The organism is Amycolatopsis minnesotensis (assembly GCF_039529815.1).
Taxonomy (GTDB): domain Bacteria; phylum Actinomycetota; class Actinomycetes; order Mycobacteriales; family Pseudonocardiaceae; genus Amycolatopsis; species Amycolatopsis minnesotensis.
On the sequence record NZ_BAAANN010000042.1, the window covers coordinates 1 to 19,525 of the forward strand.

A 19,525-nucleotide genomic window follows, 5' to 3' on the forward strand; every position below is an offset into this window, starting at 1 on the left:
CCGGACTGGCTACACACCTACAATCACCACCGCGGCCACACCGCACTCACCGGCAAACCACCCGCCAGCCGCGTCCCCAACCTCACAGGGCAATACAACTAGGCCGCGCCTGCTGGGGCGTCAGTTTCACCCGCGGCGAGCGGGAACGCGCTGCCGGAGTTCCCTCGCGGGCAGTGGACTCGGGACCGTCTTCGGGCCGATGCCTCGGAGGAGGCGGAAAGCGTGCGGGCCACCTCGTGGTCGAGGCGGCCCGCACGGTTCTTCGGTCAGTCCTTGGTGCCCGTGTCGCCGTCTTCCGGCTTCTCGGCTGGCTTCTCGTCAGCGTCGGCCGACTTCGCTTCTTGCTCGGCCCGCTCGGTGCGTTCGAGCTCGGCGATCGGGTCCAGCTCGTCGGACGGCCGGTCGCCGAGGTGCTCGGCGAACTCCATCGGGTCGTCCAGATCGGTGGCGGTCGGCAGCAGGTCCGGGTGGCTCCACAGGCCGTCGCGCTTTTCCGCGCCGTGCTGGTCGCCGACGAGCTTCCAGAGCGCCGAAGCCGCGCGCATGCGCCGCGGCCGCAGCTCGAGGCCGACGAGGGTGGCGAAGGTCTGCTCGGCCGGCCCGCCCGTCGCGCGGCGGCGGCGCAGGGTTTCCCGCAGCGCGTCGGCGCCGGGGAGCCGGTCCCCGATCGCCTCGGCGACCACCACGTCGACCCAGCCTTCGACCAGCGCGAGCAGGGTCTCCAGGCGGTTCAGCGCGGCCTGCTGCTCCGGAGTGGTCTGCGGTTCGAGCAGACCGGAGGACATCGCCTCCTCGATCGCGGCGGGGTTGCTCGGGTCGATCCGGCCCGCGATCTCCTCGAGGCCCGAGATGTCCACCTTAATGCCATTGGCGAACTCTTCGACGGTCGCCAGCAACCGCTGCCGCAGCCACGGCACGTGCGCGAACAGGCGCTGGTGCGCCGCCTCGCGCGCGGCGAGGAACACCAGCACCTCGCTGCTCGGCAGCTCGAGGCCCTCGGTGAACTTCTCCACGTTCGCGGGAAGCAGCGCGGAAGTGGCGGCGGGACCGAGCGGGAGGCCGACCTCGGTCGAGGTCAGCACCTCGGCGGCGAGCTGGCCGAGCGCGTTGCCGAGCTGGGACCCGAACGCCATGCCGCCCATCTGGCCGACCATGGACAACAGCGGGCCCGCGGCCTGCTTCGCTTCGTCGGGCAGCGCCTCGACCCATGCGCCGGAGACCTGCTTCGCCACCGGGTCGCACAGCCGCTGCCAGGTGGGCAGGGTCTTTTCCACCCAGTCCTTCGGCGTCCACGCCACCGAGCTGGTGGCGCCCGCGGGCAGGATCGTCGCGGAGTCGAGCCACAGTTCGGCGAGGTGCGCGGCGTCGCGGACCGCGGTGCCGGTGTCACCGGTCGCGTTGCCGGACGCGCCGGAGGCGAAGCCGAGCTTGACCTCGCCGGTGCCGCCGAGGTTCTGCAGCGCGATCTGCTTCGCGAGGTCGTAGTTCACCGGCCCGGTCGAGGTGCCCGCCTGGCTGAGCATCTGGCCGAGCTGGCTGAGCATCTGTCCCAGCTGACCGAACGCGTCGGCACCCGGCTGCTCCTGGCCACCGCCGCCCGATGGCTCGTTGTCACCACGCTTGTCGGGATCGGGAAGTCCGAAGCCGAAGGGGAGATTGCTCATAACACCACCGTACGCGGGTCGGGCAATGCCGACCTCGCCAGCCGCGCCGCTCCGGAACGGGCCGGAGAGATCCGGAGAGATACTGACGGCGCGTGGCGTGGCCTGCACTCAGGTCGTACACCGGTCACCGTACGCTGTCTCGGGTGAGCGAGCGCCCCGACGAAACCGCAGCCCATGGCACCCGGCGGCCGAGTGCCGCACCGGGTGCCACCACCGCCGCCGAACCGGACCCCGTCCAGGGCGACGGCGGCCGGGGCGCGACCGAACACCCGCAGGGCCCGCGCGGCCGCACCATGACCAGGCGCACCTGGACGCTGGTGGCGAGCTTCCTGCTGGTGGTGGTGTTCGGCCTCACCGGGGCGTTCGTCCGGGTGCCCTACGTGGCGGTCGGGCCGGGCCCCACCTACGACACCCTCGGCCAGTCCGGTGGCAAGCCGGTCATCGAGATCAACGGCCAGCAGACCTACCCGACCTCGGGCGAGCTGCGGATGACCACCATCTCGCTGACCGACGAGGTGACCCTCTTCGGGGCGCTCGGCCTCTGGGTGAGCGGGCGGTACGCGCTGGCGCCGCGCGAGGACTACTACAAGCCGGGCGAGAGCGACGAGCAGGTCAAGAAGGAGAACGTCAAGCAGTTCCAGGACTCGCAGAGCAACGCCGAGGTCGCGGCGCTGCGCCACCTCGGGTTCCCGACCAAGGTGCTCGCCAACAACGTCGTCGCGGGCAGCCCCGCCGACCACGTGCTGTCGGCGGGCGACCGGCTCCTCACGGTCAACGGGAAGCCGATCTCGAAGGAAGAAGACGTGCGCGCCGCGCTGGCCGGCACCAAGCCGGGCGAGACGATCTCGCTGAGCTTCCAGCACGAGGGCCAGCCGCAGCGCACCGAGACGCTCACGCTCGCGCAGAACGCGGACCGCAAGGAAGGCTTCATCGGCCTGTCCCCGATCGACCGCGCCGACGTGCCCTTCGACGTGAAGATCTCGCTACAGGACGTGGGCGGGCCGTCCGCGGGCCTGATGTTCGCGCTGGCGATCGTCGACCGGCTGACCCCCGGCGAGATGGTGGCGGGCGAGCACATCGCGGGCACCGGCGAGATCGACGAGAAGGGCAACGTCGGCCCGATCGGCGGTATCTCGTTCAAGGTCGTCGGCGCGCGCGAGGCGGGTGCGACGGTGTTCCTGACCCCGGCCGCCAACTGCACCGAAGCCGCGGCGGCCGTGCCGGACGGGCTCAAGCTGGTGAAGGTGACCAATTTGGACAGTGCGCTCGACGCGCTCGACGACCTGAAGGCGGGGAGGCCGGCCCCGTCGTGCTGAGCCCGGCTACGGCGCCAGCGTGGCGCGGAGCGCGTCGACGAGGTTCGGCGCCAGGTCGGGATGCTCGATGATCTCGTCCACCGCGTCCCCCTCCGCCGCGCCGCGCAGCCGCATGACGCACGCGCCGGGCCCGTCGCCGCGCACCACGGCGGCGACCAGCCTGGCCTCGGTGCGGTGGGGGTGGTCGGCCGCGGCCTGGCGCAGGCGCGCCGCGTCGGCCGATTCGGCGGTGGGCAGATCGGCCTCCGCCTCGGGCGGCAGCACGATGATCTCCTGCGCCAGCGCGCAGCCCGCGACGACGTCCGGCCAGGCGATCCTGGCGAGTGAATCGGCGAGATCGCCTTCCGGCAGCGGTTCCTGCGCGACCGGGGTCAGCGTGCCCGGCCCGCCGAGCTGCCCGGCCAGCTCCGGCTGTTCCGCGAGCAGCGTTTCGGTGGGCACCAGCGCGAACAGCTGGGGCTGCTGGTCCCATCCGCCCGACGCGACGAACTCCTCGACCTCGCGGGCCAGGTTCGCCACCGCCGCGCCCGGCACTTCTTCGGTGCTGCTTTCCATGGCGCCATCGTCGCAGGCGCCCCCGTAGCGTGCCGCGCCAGCGTCCGGTTTGGGTGGTTGTCGGGAACTCGACAGCCCCTCCGTAGAGTTAGGTGACCAGGGGCCGGATTCCGTTCCGGCACCGGTGAGAACGAGATTCACGAGATCAGGAGCGTGCGCAGTGGCCACTCGGCCCCCTGTCAGCCTGCCGAAGCTGTCCCGGCGTAGCCGGATTCTGCTGATCATCGCCGCCGTGCTCGTGCTGGCTCTGCTGCTCGGCGCGCGGTTGCTCGGGACCTATGTCGACTGGCTGTGGTTCGGCGAAGTCGGCGGGCGCAGCGTTTTCAACACCATCCTGGTCACCAGAATCGTGTTGTTCTTCGCGGTCGGGCTCTTCGTCGGCGGCACACTGGCGATCAGCCTGATGATCGCCTACCGGACGCGCCCGGTGTTCGTGCCGCTGTCCGGCACCGACGACCCGCTCGCCAGGTACCGGTCGACGGTCGTCGCGCGCATCCGGCTGTTCGGCATCGGGCTCCCGGTGATCGCCGGTGTCGTCGCGGGCGCGAGCGCGCAGGGCGACTGGCAGCGCGTGCAGTTGTTCCTGAACGGCACCTCCTTCGGCCAGGCCGACGCCGAGTTCGGCAACGACGTCGGCTTCTACGCCTTCGATCTCCCGTTCTACAACTGGCTCCTCGGCTGGGTCTTCATCGCGCTCGCGGTCGGTTTCGTCGGCGCGCTCATCTCGCACTACCTCTTCGGCGGAATCCGGCTCGCCGGCCGCGGCGGGCAGCTCACCAGCTCGGCGCGCGTGCAACTGCTGAGCACCGTCGGGCTGTTCGTGCTGATGAAGGCCGTCGAATACTTCTTCGACCGGTACAACCTGTTGTTCTCCGATCGCAACGCCCCGCTGTTCTACGGTGCGACCTACACCGACCTCAACGCGGTGCTGCCGGCGAAACTGATCCTGCTGTGCATTTCGGTGTTCTGCGCGATCGCGTTCTTCGCGGGCGCGTTCCTGCGCAACATCCAGCTGCCCGCGATCGCGCTCGTACTGCTCATCCTCTCCGGCGTGCTCGTCGGCGCCGCGTGGCCCGCGGTGCTCGAGCAGTTCTCGGTCAAGCCGAACGCGAACGACAAGGAAGCCGCGTCGATCCACCGGAACATGGACGCCACCAAGCACGCGTTCGCGCTCAACGGCGTGCAGTACGACCAGTACTCCGGCACACCGGCGCCGAACGCGGTGCAGCAGATCCAGAACGACAAGACGACCGTCCCGAACATCCGCCTGCTCGACCCGAACGTGCTCAGCCCGACGTTCACCCAGCGCGTCGGCGGCGAGAACATCTACGGCTTCCCGCAGAAGCTCGACATCGACCGCTACACGGTCAACGGCAAGACGCAGGACTACATCGTCGCGGCGAAGGAAGTCGACAGCAACCGGCTCGTCGACAACCAGAAGAGCTGGATCAACCGCCACCTCGTCTACACGCACGGCAACGGTTTCGTCGCCGCGCCGGCCAACACGATCGACCGCGCCGTGCAGGGCGCCAACAGCGACGGCGGCTACCCCGTCGCCACCACGAGCGACACCAGGAACCCGAACGCGGGCGGGATCAAGGTCGACCAGCCGCGCATCTACTACGGCGAGCTCTCCACAGAAGCCGACTACGCGATCGTCGGCGGTCCGCAGGGGTCAGGGCAGGCGCCCGGCGAGTACGACGACGCGAACCACCAGTCGTACCGCTACGAGGGCGGCGGTGGCGTGCCGATCAACAACTGGTTCAACCGGCTCGTGTTCGCGGCCAACTACGGCGAGCGGAACATCCTGTTCTCCGACGCCATCGGCGACGGCTCCAAGATCATGTACAACCGGGACCCGCGCGACCGCGTCAGCAAGCTCGCGCCGTGGCTCAAGGTCGACGGCGACCCCTATCCCGCGGTGATCGACGGCCGGATCCAGTGGATCATCGACGGCTACACCACGATGGACCAGTTCCCGTACGCGCAGAAGACGCAGTTCGGTGACGTGACGCAGGATTCGCTCGCCGGCGTGGCACGCCAGACCAACGCGTCGATCAACTACATCCGCAACTCGGTGAAGGCCACCGTCGACGCCTACACCGGCAAGGTCACGCTGTACGAAATGGACACCAAGGACCCGCTGCTGAAGGCGTGGGAAAAGGTGTTCCCCGGTGTGGTCAAGCCGAACGCGGAGATCCCGCCGGACCTGAGGGACCACTTCCGCTACCCGGAGGACCTCTTCAAGGTCCAGCGCGACCTGCTGTCCAAGTACCACGTCGAGGACCCCAAGGCGTTCTACTCCACGCAGAACTTCTGGAACGTGCCGCAGGACCCGACGCAGGAGGGCGGCCTCGATCCCACCGGCAACGGCGTCAAGCAGCCCGCCTACTACGTGTACGCGCAGACACCCGGCGACGACCGCGCGAAGTTCCAGCTCACCAGTTCGCTGGTCGCACTGCAGCGGCAGTACCTGGCGGCGTGGGTGTCGGTGTCCTCCGATCCCAAGGACTACGGCGCGATCAAGGTGCTGCGACTACCGACGGACGGCAGCGGGGCACAGGTCGACGGCCCGGTGCAGGTGCAGAACAAGCTCCAAAGCGACCCCGGCTTCGCGCAGGAACGGACGTTCTTCACCAACAACAGCGTCAACATCATCTTCGGCAACCTGCTGACGCTGCCGGTCGGGAACAGCTTCCTGTACGTGGAACCGGTGTACCTGCAACAGCGCAACCAGAACAGCTACCCGCAGCTCGCGCGCGTGCTCGTCGCCTACGGCAACAAGATCGGGTACGCCCCCACCATCGGCGAAGCCATCAAGAACGTGCTCAGCGGCACCCCGGCGCCGCCGGCCCCGGTGCCGGGCCAGCCCGGCACGTCGACCGGGCCGTCCAGCCCGTCCAGCAGCACCGCACCGCCGCCTTCGAGCCAGTCGCAGGCCGTGCCACCCCCCGGTGGCTCCGCGGCGCTCGACAAGGCCGTCGGCGACATCGCGGCCGCACTCGGCAGGTTGAAGACCGCCCAGCAGTCGGGCAACTTCACCGACCAGGGCGCGGCACTCCAGGCACTCGACGAGGCCGCCAAGGCCTACGACGCCGCCAAGGCCAAGCCAGGCGGGTGATGTCGGACACCAGGAGTGGCACCTGCTTTGCGCGCACCGGAAACCTGCGCGTAAGGTAGGTGTCACCGACGCGGGGTGGAGCAGCTCGGTAGCTCGCTGGGCTCATAACCCAGAGGTCGCAGGTTCAAATCCTGTCCCCGCTACAGAGGTTGGAGGCGTGTGTCCGCGGATTGCGCGGGCCACGCCTCTTTCGCATTGCACTGGGGGTCGAACCCCCAGACCCCCGCCAAGAGGGGCTCCGCCCCCTTGGATCCCCCTTGGGGGCTTCGCCCCCTTGCCCCCTTCTTGCTGGGCGCGTTGCGTGGGTTCGGTTCAGTAGGTTGCGTGGTTCGGTTCAGTAGGCGTCGCGGGGGGTGTGGGCGTCGCTTCGCTTGCCTTGGTGGGGGCGGGGGGCGAAAAGTGCTCACTTGGGCGTGGTTTGTGACTTGCGGTGGTGCCGAGTTGTCCGAAGTGGACTGGCTGGGTGGGTGGGGGAGTGGTCTGGTCCAGTTGGTCCTACTGGGACTCACATGGTGCGAACCCGCACCAAAAACCCGCCAGTGACCCCAAATTCTTAGCCGTTGGTTAGCCCGAGCTGAGCCGGACCGCGCCCAGAAGGTGCACGCCCGACCCGAAGAGCCCCACCCACCCGCGACACCTACTGGACCGAACCTGCAACGCGCCCAGCAGTGAAGGGGGCAAGGGAGCGAAGCCCCCAAGGGGAATCCAAGGGGGCGGAGCCCCTCTTGGCGGGGGTCTGGGGGTTCGACCCCCAGTGCAAAGCGAAAGGGGTGTGGCTCGCGCTTTCTGCGAGCACACACCCCTGCACCTGTAGCGGGGACAGGATTTGAACCTGCGACCTCTGGGTTATGAGCCCAGCGAGCTACCGAGCTGCTCCACCCCGCGCCGTTTTGCTGATGGGTGGAACTCTACGGGATGGGTTCTGGGGGCTGCGCGGCGGGGGGTCCGAAGGCGGGCGAGCGTGGCCGAGGGGGCTTCGTGAGGGGTCTTCATTAAGGGATTAATCGGGGGTTGGCTGGGGTCGGAAAACCAAAGGTTCGATGATTAACTGTGTCTACTGTGGACACGGTTAGGCCGAATGAGGGGTGGTGGACACGGTGTGTGGTCGCTGGGGACCATCGGTACTAGCCACAATGGACAGAATCGGTGACCACTGTGGACAGAAGGGGGGAAAAGTGGGACCGTGGGGTGGTGTCTGAATTGAATGCAACCGCCGCAGCACTGTTGGGACTGCTCCACGAAGGGCCCGCCACCGGCGGGCAGCTCGTTGCGGGCGCGGACGAGAAGTTCGGCGCCTTCTTCAGCGTCACGAGGAGCCAGGTCTACCGGGAGCTGCCCGCGCTGTCCAAAGAAGGTCTGGTCCGGCTCGGCAAGCAGGGGCCGCGCTCGAGTCAGCAGTACGTCATCACCGCCGCGGGCAAGAAGGCCTTCAAGGGCTGGCTCACCGGTGAGGCGGGGCCCGACCACCTCCGCAGCCCGCTGATCCTGCGTCTGGTCCACGCGGCCTCGCTGACCGCGAAGCAGCGCACCGTGCTCGTGGACGCCGCACGCACGCGGTACAACCAGGAGCTCGACGACGCCAAGGCCGCGACCAAGGCGGCGCAGGACCCGTACGCCAAGGCCGTCGCCGACTTCGGCCAGGCGCACGCCAAGGCGGCGCTGAAGCTGCTGGACTCGATCCCGCAGTCCTGACCCGAAGAGGTCCACGGGCGCCGGTGGACTCGCGTGGGGCGGTTACCCGTAACCGCCCCACCGTCTTGGCGTAACCTTGACCGGCGTGAGTGCTGACTTCGAAGCAGACCTGAAGGACGTCGCCGGCAAGCTGACGCAAGTCGAGTCGGTGATGGACCTCGGCGCGTTGCGCGCGGAGATCGCCGATCTCGAACAGCAGGCGGCCAAGCCCGACCTGTGGGACGACCCTGAGACCGCGCAGAAGGTCACCAGCCAGCTCTCGCACCGGCAAGGTGATCTGCGCCGCGTCTCCGATCTCCGCCAGCGCCTCGACGACCTGACGGTCCTCCACGAGCTCGCGGCCGAAGAGGGCGACAGCGGCAGCCTCGCCGAGGCCGAGACCGATCTCGTGCAGCTGGCCAAGGACGTCGACGCGCTCGAGGTCCGCACGCTGCTCTCCGGTGAGTACGACGACCGCAACGCCGTGGTGACCATCAGGTCCGAGGCGGGCGGCGTCGACGCGGCGGACTGGGCCGAGATGCTGATGCGGATGTACCTGCGCTGGACCGAGCGGCACGGCTACCCGACCGACGTCTACGACATCTCCTACGCCGAGGAAGCGGGCATCAAGTCCGCGACCTTCAAGGTGACCGCGCCGTACGTGTACGGCACCCTTTCCGTCGAGCAGGGCACGCACCGGCTGGTGCGCATTTCGCCGTTCGACAACCAGAACCGCCGCCAGACCTCCTTCGCGCACGTCGAGGTGCTCCCCGAGGTCGAAGAGGTCGACCACGTCGACATCCCGGAGAAGGACATCCGCGTCGACGTCTACCGATCGTCAGGACCGGGTGGGCAGAGCGTGAACACCACCGACTCCGCGGTGCGCATCACGCACCTGCCGACCGGTGTGGTGGTCTCGTGCCAGAACGAGAAGTCGCAGCTGCAGAACAAGGCGGCGGCGATGAAGGTGTTGCAGGCCAAGCTCCTCCAGCGGAAGAAGGAGGAGGAGCGAGCCGAGATGAACGCGCTCAAGGACGGCGGTTCGAGCTGGGGCAACCAGATGCGCTCCTACGTGCTGCACCCGTACCAGATGGTGAAGGACCTGCGGACCGAGTTCGAGGTCGGCAACCCGTCCGCGGTGCTCGACGGCGAGATCGACGGTTTCCTCGAGGCGGGCGTCCGCTGGCGGAAGCAGACCGAAAACGCCTGAGGGAGCCATTTCCCGGTGAAGTGAAAAACTCGTCACGACGGTATAGGTGGACGCCAACCCCGGCTTAACGGGTGTGGTGAGTAGGATGCCGAACCGTGATCCGGCTCGAAGAGGTATCCAAGGTCTACAAGACCTCGACCCGCCCCGCGTTGGAACGGGTTTCGGTCGAGATGGACAAGGGCGAGTTCGTCTTCCTCATCGGTCCCTCGGGATCGGGGAAGTCGACCTTCCTCCGGCTGCTGCTGCGCGAAGAGGTGCCAAGCAAGGGCCGGGTGTTCGTGTCCAATTTCGACGTCGCCAAGATGGCCCGCCGCAGGGTCCCCCGCCTGCGCCAGACCATCGGCTGCGTGTTCCAGGACTTCCGGCTGCTCGGCAACAAGACGGTCGCCGAGAACGTCGCGTTCGCCCTCGAGGTGATCGGCAAGCCGAAGCAGACGATCCGCAAGGTCGTGCCCGAGGTGCTCGAACTCGTCGGGCTCGACGGCAAGGCCGACCGGCTGCCGAACGAGCTTTCCGGTGGTGAGCAGCAGCGCGTCGCGATCGCCCGTGCCTTCGTGAACCGGCCGCTGGTGCTGCTCGCCGACGAGCCGACCGGGAACCTCGACCCGGACACCAGTCAGGACATCATGCTGCTGCTGGAGCGCATCAACCGCACCGGCACGACCGTGGTGATGGCCACCCACGACCATTCCATCGTGGACTCGATGCGCCGCCGCGTCGTCGAACTGCACCTCGGCCGGGTCGTCCGCGATGACGCACGCGGTGTCTACGGCGTAGGCCGCTAGCCCCCTTCCCCCTCACCGTCCAGCCCCCGACCCAAGGACAGACACCGCAGATGCGCGCCAGCTTCGTGTTCAGCGAGGTCATCACCGGCCTCCGCCGGAACATCACGATGACCATCGCGATGATCATCACCACCGCGATCTCGCTTGCCATGCTGGGCGGTGGTCTGATCATCGTCGGGTCGATCGACAAGATGCAGCAGCGCTACATGGCCGACATCGAGGTGAGCGTTTACTTCACGTCGGACATCAGCGCCAGCGACAAGGACTGCAGCGGCCCGGTCTGCCAGCAGATCCGGCAGGAGCTCGGCGACAACCCGCTGGTCGAGTCGGTGGTCTTCGAAGACCGCGACAAGGCGTACCAGCGCTTCAAGGAGATCTTCGCCAGCCAGCCCGAGCTGGTCGAGCTGGCGACGCCCGGCTCGCTGCCCGCGTCGCTGAAGGTCAAGCTCAAGGACCCCACCCGCAGCGAACTGCTGGTCAAGCAGTACACCGGCAAACCGGGCGTGGACAGGGTCGACGACCAGAGCGAGTTCCTCGACCGCTTCTTCAGCGTGCTCAACGCCGGCCGCAACATCACCTTCGTGGTGTTCGTGGTGCTGCTGCTCGCCGCGTTGATGCTGATCTCGAACACGATCCAGGTCTCGGCGTTCACCCGGCGCACCGAGGTCGGCATCATGCGGCTGGTCGGTGCGACGCGCTGGTACACGCAGCTTCCGTTCCTGCTGGAGGCGGTGGTCGCCGGCCTTGCCGGTGCGGTCCTGTCGGTCGGCGGGCTGATCGGGCTCAAGTACGTCTTCCTCGACGGAATCCTGGAAAAGATCCCTCCGCTGCCGAAGGTCGAGCTGATCGACATCCTGTTCCCGGTGGCGCCGGTGCTGATCGGGGCGTCGGTGATCATTTCGGCGATCACCGGCTACCTGACGCTGCGGTTGTACGTGCGCAATTAATCACCTGCCCACCTGCGGAAAGTCACGTAGAGTCGAGATATGCCCAAGGAACGTGGCCAGAAGGTGATCGTGTCGAACCGCAGAGCGCGGCACGACTACTCCATCCTGGACACCTACGAAGCCGGGCTCGTGCTCGTGGGCACCGAGGTGAAAAGCCTGCGGGAAGGGAAGGCCTCGCTCGCGGACGCGTTCGCGACCGTCGACGACGGCGAGGTCTTCCTGCGCAACGTGCACATCCCGGAGTACATCCAGGGCACCTGGACGAACCACATGCCGCGCCGCACCCGCAAGCTCCTCCTGCACCGCAGGGAGATCGAGCGGCTGATCGGGAAGACCAAGGAGAGCGGGCTGAGCCTGGTCCCGCTGTCGATGTACTTCAAGGACGGCAAGGTCAAGGTCGAGATCGCGCTGGCGAAGGGCAAGAAGGCCTACGACAAGCGGCAGAGCCTCGCGAAGCGCGACTCCGACCGGGAGATCTCGCGCGCGATGGGCAGGGCGCTGAAGGGCAAGTTCGACTGATGGCCCCCGGTTCGGACGCGGACGTCCCGGCGTGGGTGTCCGCGCTGGGGCTCGACGGGCTGGTCGACCTGCACGTCCACTTCCTGCCCGAACCGGTGCTGCGCAAGGTGTGGGCCTACTTCGACGAGGCCGAGACGCACTACGGGGTGCCGTGGCCGGTGCACTACCGGACGCCGCAGGAAGAACGGGTCGAGACGCTGCGCGCGCTGGGCGTCTCGGCGTTCGCACCGCTGGTGTACCCGCACAAGCCGGGGATGGCCGAGTGGCTCAACGGGTGGGTGCGCGAGTTCGCCGACGGCGTGCCGGAGGCCGTCCGCACCGCCACCCTGTACCCGGAGCCCGGCGCGGCGTCCTATGTGGAGGAAGCGCTGCGCGCGGATGTCCGCTGTTTCAAGGCGCACGTGCAGGTCGGTGCGTACGACCCACGTGACGAACTGCTCGACGACGCGTGGGGCGCGATCGCCGACGCGGGCGTGCCCGCGGTCGTCCACTGTGGACATGGACCGTTGCGGGGCAAGCACACCGGCCTCGATCTCTTCGAGCAGGTGCTCGTCCGGCACCCGCGGCTCACGCTCGTGCTGGCGCACGCCGGGATGCCCGAGTACGACGAGGCCTTCGACCTGGTGGCGCGGTACCCGAGGGTGTACCTCGACACGACCATGGTCGGCGTGCCGTTCACGGAGAAGATGATGCCGCTGCCGCCGGACTGGTCCGCGCGGATCGCGGGCATCGCCGACCGGGTGGTGCTCGGCACCGATTTCCCCAACATCCCCTACAGCTACGCCACACAGCTCGAGGCGATCGCCGGCTGGGCCGCCGACGACCGCCTCGGTGCGCCGTTCCTGCGCGCCGTGCTCCAGGACAACGGCCGCGCACTGCTCAGGCTTTGACGCGCTGCGCCAGCACCGGCCTCGCGGCGGGCCGCGGCAACCGCTTGCCGGAGAGCAGGTAGGCGCCCGCGGTCAGCGCCACCCAGGGCAGCGGGCCGCCGAACAGGCCGGTGCCCGCCGGGGGAGCGAAGCCGTTCGCGGCGAGCCCGAGCATGCCTGCCGACGCCAGCACCGCGGCCACCGCGAGCTGCCAGGCCGGCGCTGTGACGGTCCCGCTCGGCGGCCGGGTCTCGAAGCGGCCGAACACCCGCAGCAGGCCGCTGAGCACGAGCGCGGCGAGGACGAACCACATCGGCGCCAGCACGAACCACAGCGTGCTGCCCGGTTCCGGTGTCGCGTAGCCGAGGCCCAGCACGGTGATCCCGGCGACGACGGTCAGCGCCTGCATGTGCCAGAGGTAGACGGTCATGAACCTCGGGCCGATCCAGCGCAGCGCCGCGGTCACCGGCGGGCGTGCGGCGAGCCGGTTCAGCGCGCCCTTCGCGGCGAGCAGCAGGCCGATCTGGCCGATCGCGACGAACCCGAGCAGCGCGGTCGGCGGGCTCATGTTGGACACCGGCGCGCCGGGCATGCCGATCATGCTGCCCGGATAGGGCCCGAACGCGACCATCAGCGCGGTGCTCCCGAAGCCGGCGGCCGACAGCGCGAGCGCCTTGTTCCGGCCGAGCGAGCCGAGTTTCCCGTCCACGTAGTGGAAGCCGAGCTGGTGCACGGCGAGCCAGATGAACAGCGCGTTGGCGTAGCCGAGCAGGCCGAGGTCGTTGAACCTGGCGACGTCGACGAGCAGCGCGAGCACGCCGAACGCCGCGGGCACCCGCCAGCCCCACCGCCGGTGCGCGGCCACCATCGCCGGGGTCACGAGCACCGTCACGAAGTACACCGCGAGGAACCACAGCAGCTGCGCCGCGATCGAGCCCGCGACCTGCAGCGGCTGCGCTGGCACGCCGAGCTCGCTCAGCAGGCCGGGCAGCACCAGCCAGGCCGCGATCAGCGGCAGCACCGGCACCAGCAGCCGTCGCACCCTCGCCGCCAACCAGTCCCGTGTGGACGGTGCGGCGCGCAGGGAGTACAGGTTGGCGGCGCCTCCCGCGAAGAAGACCAGCGGCATCACCTGGGACAACCAGGTGAGGATCCACCAGCCCGGCGTGGCAAGCGCGTTCCCCGTGGCCAGCCGACCGTCCGAATAGGACAGCACGGGCATCAGCCAGTGCTGCACGACGACGGCGAGGATCGCGAGCGCGCGGACGACGTCGAGGAACCTGTCCCGAGGGGGCTTCTGGCGGCTTTCTCGCATGGCACAAGCCTGGTCGGAACCGGGTTCTGCCACAGCCGTGCTGACCGGTGTCTCGGGGTTCGGGTTTCTCCCCGTCGCGAGGTGGAGTTCGCCCTACCCCGAGTCAGGACTTCGGCACGTCGTCGTGCTCCGGCACCGAGCACAGGCGGTACTCCCAGCCCGCTTCCGCGCTGTAGCCCAGCTCGTAGTGCGTCTCGATCTTCGGGCCGTCGTGCAGGTGGACGTGGCGCATCACGGTGCCGCGCACCGGCTCGGCCGCACCGAGGTCCTGGACCCTGCCGTCGAGGGGGCCGCCGAAGAAGCGCACGATCGCCTCGGTCATCAGCACCCCTCTTTTCCGATCGGCGGATACGTCCGCCCATGGTAGGGGAGCTTTCGACGGTGTGCTGCCGTCAAATCGGGTGACGGTGAGCGATCAGGAACGCTCCAGGTAGGTGAGCACGGCGCGGACCCGGCGGTGCTCCACGGCACTGGCTTCGAGGCCCAGCTTCGAGAAGATGTTGCCGATGTGCTTTTCCACGGCGCCGTGCGAGACGACGAGCGTGTTCGCGATCGCGGTGTTCGACAGGCCCTGCGCCATCAGGCCGAGCACCTCGGTCTCGCGCGCGGTCAGCGCGTCGAGCGGGTTCTTGCGGCCGCGCGCCATCAGCTGCGCGATCACGTCGGGGTCGATCGCGGTACCGCCACCGGCGACCCTGCGCACCGCGTCCAGGAAGTCCGCCACGTCGGCGACCCGCTCCTTCAGCAGGTAGCCGACCCCGCCCGCGCCCGCGGACAACAGCTCCACCGCGTAGCTCTCCTCGACGTACTGCGACAGGACGAGCACCGGCAGCCCCGGTATGGCTTCGCGCGCTCCCAGCGCGGCCCGCAGGCCCTCGTCGGTGAACGTCGGCGGCATCCGCACGTCGACGATCGCCAGGTCGGGGCGGTGTTCCTTGACGGCGCCGAGTAGGTCGTCCCCGTTGTCGACGGCGGCCGCGGTTTCGATGCCCTCGTCCGCGAGCAGCCGGATCACCCCCGCCCGCAGCAGGACGGCGTCCTCCGCGATGACTACCCGCATCCCAGACCCCCGGTGTCTTCGTGAGTGTGCCCCCTATTCACTCACGAAGAGGTCACCACTGGCACGGCAGGTCCGCCCGGATCACCGTCGGCCCGCCCGGCGGGCTCACCACCGTGATCACGCCGTCGATCGTCGCGGCGCGGTCCGCGAGCCCCGCGAGTCCGCCACCAGGGCGGACCTCGGCTCCACCGCGCCCGTTGTCGGTGATTTCGACGACGACCATGTCCTCGGTGCGCCAGACCTTGACGCCGGCCTCGGTGGCGCCGGAGTGCTTCGCGATGTTCGTCAGCGTCTCCCCGACGATGAAGTACGCCGTCGTCTCGACCGCCGCCGGCGGCCTCGGCTCCACGTCGACCTGCACGTCCACGTGGATCGGCGACTTCGCCGCCTGCGCGGAGAGCGCCGCGTCGAGGCCGCGGTCGCCCAGTACCGCCGGGTAGATGCCCCGTGCCAGGTCGCGCAGCTCCGAAACCGCGAGCTTCGCGTCGGTGTGCGCCTCGTCGATCAGCTCCCGCACGGCGTCCGGGTCGTTCGCGAACTTCGACTTCGCCCGCCCCAGGCTCATCGCCACCGCCACCAGGCGCTGCTGCGCGCCGTCGTGCAGATCGCGTTCGATGCGCCTGCGCTCGGCTTCGGCGGCGTCCACGCCACGGGCCCGCGAGGCCTGCAGGTGCTGCGCCTTGACCTCCAGCCGCTTCGTCCGGTTCGGGCCGAGCAGGCTCATCGCGAGCTGCGAATGCGCCCAGCCGAGCCACGGTGCGACCCAGAGCGCCATCGGCACCACCACGATCGAAGCCACGCCGACCGCGAATTCGACGCACGCCAGCGGCAGCGTCGCCACGATGTAGGCGAGGTCGCGCCAGGTGCGCGGATCGGTCAGCTGGAACTGCCAGCGGCGCAGCAGCGAACTTTCGATCCGGATCTCTTCCGGGTCTTCCAGCGGTGTCCCGAGCATCTTCCGCGCCCACCGGCGGTCGGCCGCGCCGAAGCCGCGGACCATGCTCGTGGTGCCGATCAGGATCGGGATCCCGATCCACACCACCACGGTGGCCATGCCGACGGCGATACCGACCACGCACAGCACGAACTGCAGGATCCGCCAGACCAGGCCGGTCACCATGAAGGTGATCGTCCTGATCGAACCCGGCCGCGGCACCACCACCGGCGGCGCGGCCGACTGCTCGCCGGTCATCCCGTCACCGCGTACTGCCGGGTGGCCGAGGTCGGGCCGAGCAGCGACTTCGCGAACCGGACATGCATCCCGGCCAGTCCCTTCGTGAGAGCGATCGACAGTGCGACGCAGACCACGCCCAGCGCCGCCCAGGGCAGCGCGGACAGCGTCGAGTCCACCGTGAGCCACCGTACGTTGTACGCGGGGAAGAAGTAGGCGCCATCCGGCAGGTAGCGGTAGTAGACCGGCAGCCCGACCAGCGCCAGGCTGGTCGCCCAGAACGCCACCACGAGCACGAACTCGAAGACGCCGAGCGGGAACAGCAGGAAGAAGTACGCCAGGTCGCGCCACGTCGTCCCGTCACCGAGCCGCGCCTTCCAGCGCTCACGCACCGCGCCGAAGGGCAGCGGGCGGTAGGGCGCCGGGATCGCCACGTCGAGCATCGCGTAGATGCGCGCCCGCTCGACACGGCCCCAGCCGCGGACCGTCAGCACCATCAGCGCGAGGATCGGCAGGCCGATCCACACGATCGAGGTCGCCAGGCCCGTCGACGTCAACGTCACCACGAACACGAACGAGGCGATCCCCAGCGGGAAGTTCAGCAGCAGGTAGGCCATCGACCCACCCAGCGAGGGGGTGGTGCGGCGGCTGGCCGCGACCGCGGAAGTCGACGTCATGGCTGGGTCCCTTCTCCATCTCCGGTGAGCTGGTATCCAGTTTCGGCTCGCCGGGCTGGTGGAACCATGGTGCGCACGGGTATCCGGCGGGTAGGGACAACCCCACCTCCGGCGCTGGTCAGGGTGGTCGGCCCGGCGAAATAACCGGCTTGCCCGGCGCGTTATGATGTACAGGTTGCAGACAACCACCCAGGGGGTGAACGGTTTCGACTTTGGACGTTGACTCAAGGGAAGCGTGCCGGTGCAGGCGAGAGACCACCGCAAGCGTCATCGCAAACCAATAAGCGCCAAGGCCAATAGCCAGCGCGACTTCGCTCTTGCTGCCTAAGTAGCAGAGCGAGTCTGTCGGCCCGGGTTCGCCTTCGACCCGGTCGCCGGCATCAGCTAGAAGGCTCACCACCGTTCCCGGCCACGGGGCACGGCAGGGAAACTCACAGTGGCTGGGCCCGTCACGTCGGCTTGTTCGTGTGACCGACGGGGTCGAGTAGAGACACAGCGGACTGCGCACGGAGAAGCCTTGATGAGGCGCCAGAGGACCCGGGTTCGATTCCCGGCACCTCCACACTAGGGTAGTGGCTCGAACCGCTGACCCTAAGGGCGTCATCCGCTTGGGTGGCGCCCTTTTTGGTGTGTTGACGTGGGATTTTGTTGGTGGTGTGGGTGTTGGTTACGGCGCGGATGGTGTCGAAGGGTTCTGTTTCGTCGGTGTTGCTGACGGTGGTGGTGTCGTTGTCGTCTTGGTCTATGTAGAGCTTGGTGTAGATGGTGCTGATGATGAGGGCGCGGGTGTTGTCGGTGCCGTGTTCGTAGGCTTGGGCAGGGTGGGTGAGGAGGTCTAGCGCGGTGGTGAAGACCTCGCGGGTGGTTTCTTCGTCTAGTTGGTCGGTGTCGAGTTGGGCGAGTTTGCGTGTGGTGGCGGCTTGCTCGATGCGGACGCGCCGCATGTTGGCTTTGGCTTTGTCTTGGTCGAAGTCTGGATCTCCCATGGTTTGGAAGAGGCGGTCTTCTTCTTGGTCGAGCTGGGCTAGTTTTGTGGTGAGTGTGGCCCGGGTGTCCTCAGTCTTGGGCGTTCGGGTGGTGGCGATTTCGTTCAGGCGTTGAGCGATGGTGGGGCGTAGGTCGTCTGGTATGGCGACGGCGCCTAGGTGGGTGATAACGGCTTTGTCGATGCCGTGGGGGCCGTCTACGCGGAGGTAGGGCAGAGTACAGAGGGTCTTGGCGCGGGCGCGGTTGGTGCAAAAGTAGTAGAGGTAGCCGCCGCCGTTGCCGTTGGCTTGGGTGAGGATGAGGTGGCCGCCGCAGCGGTGGCAGGCGAGTTCGCCTTTGAGGGGGTGGTGGTAGACGCGGCGGCGGCTGTTGTTGGTGTAGCGGGTGGCGCGGACTTCTTGCACTCGGTCGAAGAGTTCTTCGTCGATGAGGGGTTCGTGGAGTCCTTTGTATTCGAGTCCGTCGAAGGTGACGTAGCCGCAGTAGTAGCGGTCGCGTAGTAGCAAGCTGATTTTGTTGAGGGACACGGGTTTCGCGGGACGTTTCGTGGTGGGACGGGTGGTAAGTCCGCGTTCGGTGAGGATGCCGCGAATGTCTTCTTCGGTGTAGCGACCGGTGGCGTAGAGTTCGAAGGCTTCTCGGATGTGGTCGGCGCGGTCGGGGTCGGTAATGATGGTGTTGAACTTGTGGCCGTCTTCGGCGGTGGCGGCGTGGTTGAGGTAGCCGAGTTTGGCGATACCGAGGGTGCCCCCGGTTTTGGCTTTGTAGGCCATTTTGGTGCGGATGTCTTCGCCGCTGGCTTCGGAGTAGAACTGGTTGAGCAGCGACATGACGCCGTGTAGGAGGCGACCGGTGGGTTTGGTTTCGTCTCCAAGTTCCTCGGTAGATGAGATCACCGTGACACCGATCTCGCCCAAGATCAGTTTGATGACGGATTCTTCCGGGACGTTCCGCATTGCTCGACTCATCGTGTAGACGATCACGTATTTCACTTCGGGATGCGCGATCAGCCATTTGATGAGTTCTTGAAATTCGGGCCGGTCTTGGATGGTGAGGCCGGACTGGCCAGGTTCGGTGAAGGATTTCACCAGCTTAATGCCGTGTTTCTCGGCGCACTGGCTGTTGGTCTTGCGTTGGGTGGGGATGCTGTTCCCCTCTGCGCCGCGTCCTTTGAGCTGCTTTTTGCTGGACACGCGCAAATATTCCACCCCGAGCTTGAGCGTATCAGGATCGAGTGGGGCGCGTTTCTTAAGAGGGTTCTTGGACAGTCTTGCGAGTAGGTCGAGTGCGTTAAGAAGTTCGTGGGATTCCATTATTCCTCTTTCGGAGTAGGGTTTGTGGGCTGGTGTTGGGCGTCGGTGAAACGGTCACAGAGCCGCTGGTAGGGGTCGAGGAGTCCGATGGCGGTCACGATGTCGAGGTCGAGCGCATCGACCAGGGCCAACAGGCCATCGGGCGTGGGTAAGCGGAAGTAGCCGTCTTCGATCCGTTTCACGGTCGAGGGCGACAGGTCGGCGCGCGCGGCCAACTGTCGGATTGAGTAGCCGCGTTCGATCCTGACGCGGGTGAGGTAGGCAGCGAACGAGAGTGGTTGATCGGGCATGGTTTTCCTCGCATGAGTCCAGTGTTACCGATGCGTTGCCAACTGGCAACACGCG

The 19,525-nt window shown here is 67.8% G+C and carries 18 protein-coding genes, 2 tRNA genes, 1 other RNA gene and 2 pseudogenes; 13 read left to right on the forward strand and 10 right to left on the reverse strand.

Annotation, left to right across the window (positions count from 1 at the left end; genetic code table 11):
- Positions 1-102: pseudogene (locus ABD256_RS36625) on the forward strand (IS481 family transposase); the annotation flags it as partial.
- A gap of 164 nt (positions 103-266) precedes the next feature.
- Here ABD256_RS36625 and ABD256_RS36630 read toward each other — a convergent pair.
- Entirely contained in the window at positions 267-1,664 is a 1,398-nt protein-coding gene (locus ABD256_RS36630) for a zinc-dependent metalloprotease (RefSeq protein WP_344429637.1), read from the reverse strand.
- Between the two features lie 143 nt (positions 1,665-1,807).
- Between ABD256_RS36630 and ABD256_RS36635 the strand changes: the two genes are divergently transcribed.
- Positions 1,808-2,980, forward strand: a complete 1,173-nt coding sequence (locus ABD256_RS36635) for a YlbL family protein (RefSeq protein ID WP_344429639.1) — start codon at positions 1,808-1,810, stop codon at positions 2,978-2,980.
- Between the two features lie 6 nt (positions 2,981-2,986).
- Here the strand turns inward: ABD256_RS36635 and ABD256_RS36640 are convergent, their stop codons facing one another.
- Positions 2,987-3,535, reverse strand: a complete 549-nt coding sequence (locus ABD256_RS36640; protein WP_344429641.1) for a PPA1309 family protein — start codon at positions 3,533-3,535, stop codon at positions 2,987-2,989.
- Between the two features lie 160 nt (positions 3,536-3,695).
- Here ABD256_RS36640 and ABD256_RS36645 point away from each other — a divergent pair, with 160 nt between their 5' ends.
- Both ABD256_RS36645 and ABD256_RS36650 read left to right on the forward strand, forming a co-directional pair.
- Entirely contained in the window at positions 3,696-6,656 is a 2,961-nt protein-coding gene (locus ABD256_RS36645; protein ID WP_344429643.1) for a UPF0182 family protein, read from the forward strand.
- Positions 6,657-6,725: 69 nt separating this feature from the next.
- Positions 6,726-6,799: transfer RNA gene (locus ABD256_RS36650), tRNA-Met, on the forward strand.
- Positions 6,800-7,467: 668 nt separating this feature from the next.
- On the opposite strand, the gene ABD256_RS36655 is transcribed toward ABD256_RS36650, so the two are convergent.
- Positions 7,468-7,541, reverse strand: a tRNA-Met gene (locus ABD256_RS36655).
- Positions 7,542-7,847: 306 nt separating this feature from the next.
- Here ABD256_RS36655 and ABD256_RS36660 point away from each other — a divergent pair.
- From ABD256_RS36660 to ABD256_RS36685, 6 genes are all read left to right on the forward strand, one after another.
- Entirely contained in the window at positions 7,848-8,348 is a 501-nt protein-coding gene (locus ABD256_RS36660; RefSeq protein ID WP_344429645.1) for a PadR family transcriptional regulator, read from the forward strand.
- An 85-nt stretch (positions 8,349-8,433) separates the two neighbouring features.
- Positions 8,434-9,537 carry a peptide chain release factor 2 gene (prfB, locus tag ABD256_RS36665; protein WP_344429647.1) on the forward strand — a complete coding sequence of 368 codons (1,104 nt, stop codon included), beginning with the start codon at positions 8,434-8,436 and terminating at the stop codon, positions 9,535-9,537.
- Positions 9,538-9,632: 95 nt separating this feature from the next.
- On the forward strand, positions 9,633-10,322 hold the full coding sequence (ftsE, locus tag ABD256_RS36670; RefSeq protein ID WP_344429649.1) for a cell division ATP-binding protein FtsE: 690 nt from the start codon (positions 9,633-9,635) through the stop codon (positions 10,320-10,322).
- Between the two features lie 50 nt (positions 10,323-10,372).
- Positions 10,373-11,269 (forward strand): permease-like cell division protein FtsX, encoded by an 897-nt coding sequence (gene ftsX, locus ABD256_RS36675; protein ID WP_344429650.1) that lies wholly within the window; start codon positions 10,373-10,375, stop codon positions 11,267-11,269.
- A 39-nt stretch (positions 11,270-11,308) separates the two neighbouring features.
- Complete coding sequence (gene smpB / locus ABD256_RS36680; RefSeq protein ID WP_344429653.1) at positions 11,309-11,788, forward strand: SsrA-binding protein SmpB; 480 nt, start codon at positions 11,309-11,311, stop codon at positions 11,786-11,788.
- Positions 11,788-12,678 carry an amidohydrolase family protein gene (locus tag ABD256_RS36685; protein ID WP_344429655.1) on the forward strand — a complete coding sequence of 297 codons (891 nt, stop codon included), beginning with the start codon at positions 11,788-11,790 and terminating at the stop codon, positions 12,676-12,678. The genes smpB and ABD256_RS36685 overlap by 1 nt, the downstream gene beginning before the upstream one ends.
- Here ABD256_RS36685 and ABD256_RS36690 read toward each other — a convergent pair.
- The 5 genes from ABD256_RS36690 to ABD256_RS36710 form a co-directional block, all read right to left on the reverse strand.
- The gene (locus ABD256_RS36690; RefSeq protein ID WP_344429656.1) at positions 12,668-13,972 is read right to left on the reverse strand and encodes an acyltransferase family protein; all 1,305 of its coding nucleotides are present in this window, start codon (positions 13,970-13,972) and stop codon (positions 12,668-12,670) included. The two genes, ABD256_RS36685 and ABD256_RS36690, sit on opposite strands and share 11 nt — an antisense overlap.
- 103 nt (positions 13,973-14,075) lie before the next feature.
- A complete protein-coding gene (locus tag ABD256_RS36695) occupies positions 14,076-14,294 on the reverse strand; it encodes a hypothetical protein (protein WP_344429658.1) in 219 nt (72 codons plus the stop codon).
- Positions 14,295-14,387: 93 nt separating this feature from the next.
- Positions 14,388-15,032 carry a response regulator transcription factor gene (locus ABD256_RS36700; RefSeq protein ID WP_344429660.1) on the reverse strand — a complete coding sequence of 215 codons (645 nt, stop codon included), beginning with the start codon at positions 15,030-15,032 and terminating at the stop codon, positions 14,388-14,390.
- A 52-nt stretch (positions 15,033-15,084) separates the two neighbouring features.
- Positions 15,085-16,224, reverse strand: coding sequence for a sensor histidine kinase (locus ABD256_RS36705; protein ID WP_344429662.1), 1,140 nt, complete (start codon positions 16,222-16,224; stop codon positions 15,085-15,087).
- On the reverse strand, positions 16,221-16,880 hold the full coding sequence (locus tag ABD256_RS36710) for a sensor domain-containing protein (protein ID WP_344429664.1): 660 nt from the start codon (positions 16,878-16,880) through the stop codon (positions 16,221-16,223). Before ABD256_RS36710 ends, ABD256_RS36705 begins: the two co-directional genes overlap by 4 nt.
- A gap of 192 nt (positions 16,881-17,072) precedes the next feature.
- On the opposite strand from ABD256_RS36710, the gene ssrA reads away from it, so the two are divergent.
- The 3 genes from ssrA (at position 17,073) to ABD256_RS36725 (ending at position 17,908) form a co-directional block, all read left to right on the forward strand.
- Positions 17,073-17,445: a transfer-messenger RNA gene (ssrA, locus tag ABD256_RS36715) on the forward strand.
- Between the two features lie 7 nt (positions 17,446-17,452).
- Positions 17,453-17,719: a hypothetical protein gene (locus ABD256_RS36720; protein ID WP_344429666.1), complete on the forward strand. Its 267-nt coding sequence runs from the start codon at positions 17,453-17,455 to the stop codon at positions 17,717-17,719.
- Between the two features lie 39 nt (positions 17,720-17,758).
- The gene (locus tag ABD256_RS36725; RefSeq protein WP_344429667.1) at positions 17,759-17,908 is read left to right on the forward strand and encodes a hypothetical protein; all 150 of its coding nucleotides are present in this window, start codon (positions 17,759-17,761) and stop codon (positions 17,906-17,908) included.
- A gap of 213 nt (positions 17,909-18,121) precedes the next feature.
- On the opposite strand, the pseudogene ABD256_RS44535 reads toward ABD256_RS36725, so the two are convergent.
- Positions 18,122-19,180 (reverse strand): annotated as a pseudogene (locus ABD256_RS44535) (recombinase family protein); the annotation flags it as partial.
- On the reverse strand, positions 19,180-19,470 hold the full coding sequence (locus ABD256_RS36745) for a helix-turn-helix domain-containing protein (RefSeq protein WP_344429674.1): 291 nt from the start codon (positions 19,468-19,470) through the stop codon (positions 19,180-19,182). The pseudogene ABD256_RS44535 and the gene ABD256_RS36745, both read right to left, overlap by 1 nt.
- Between the last annotated feature and the right edge of the window lie 55 nt (positions 19,471-19,525).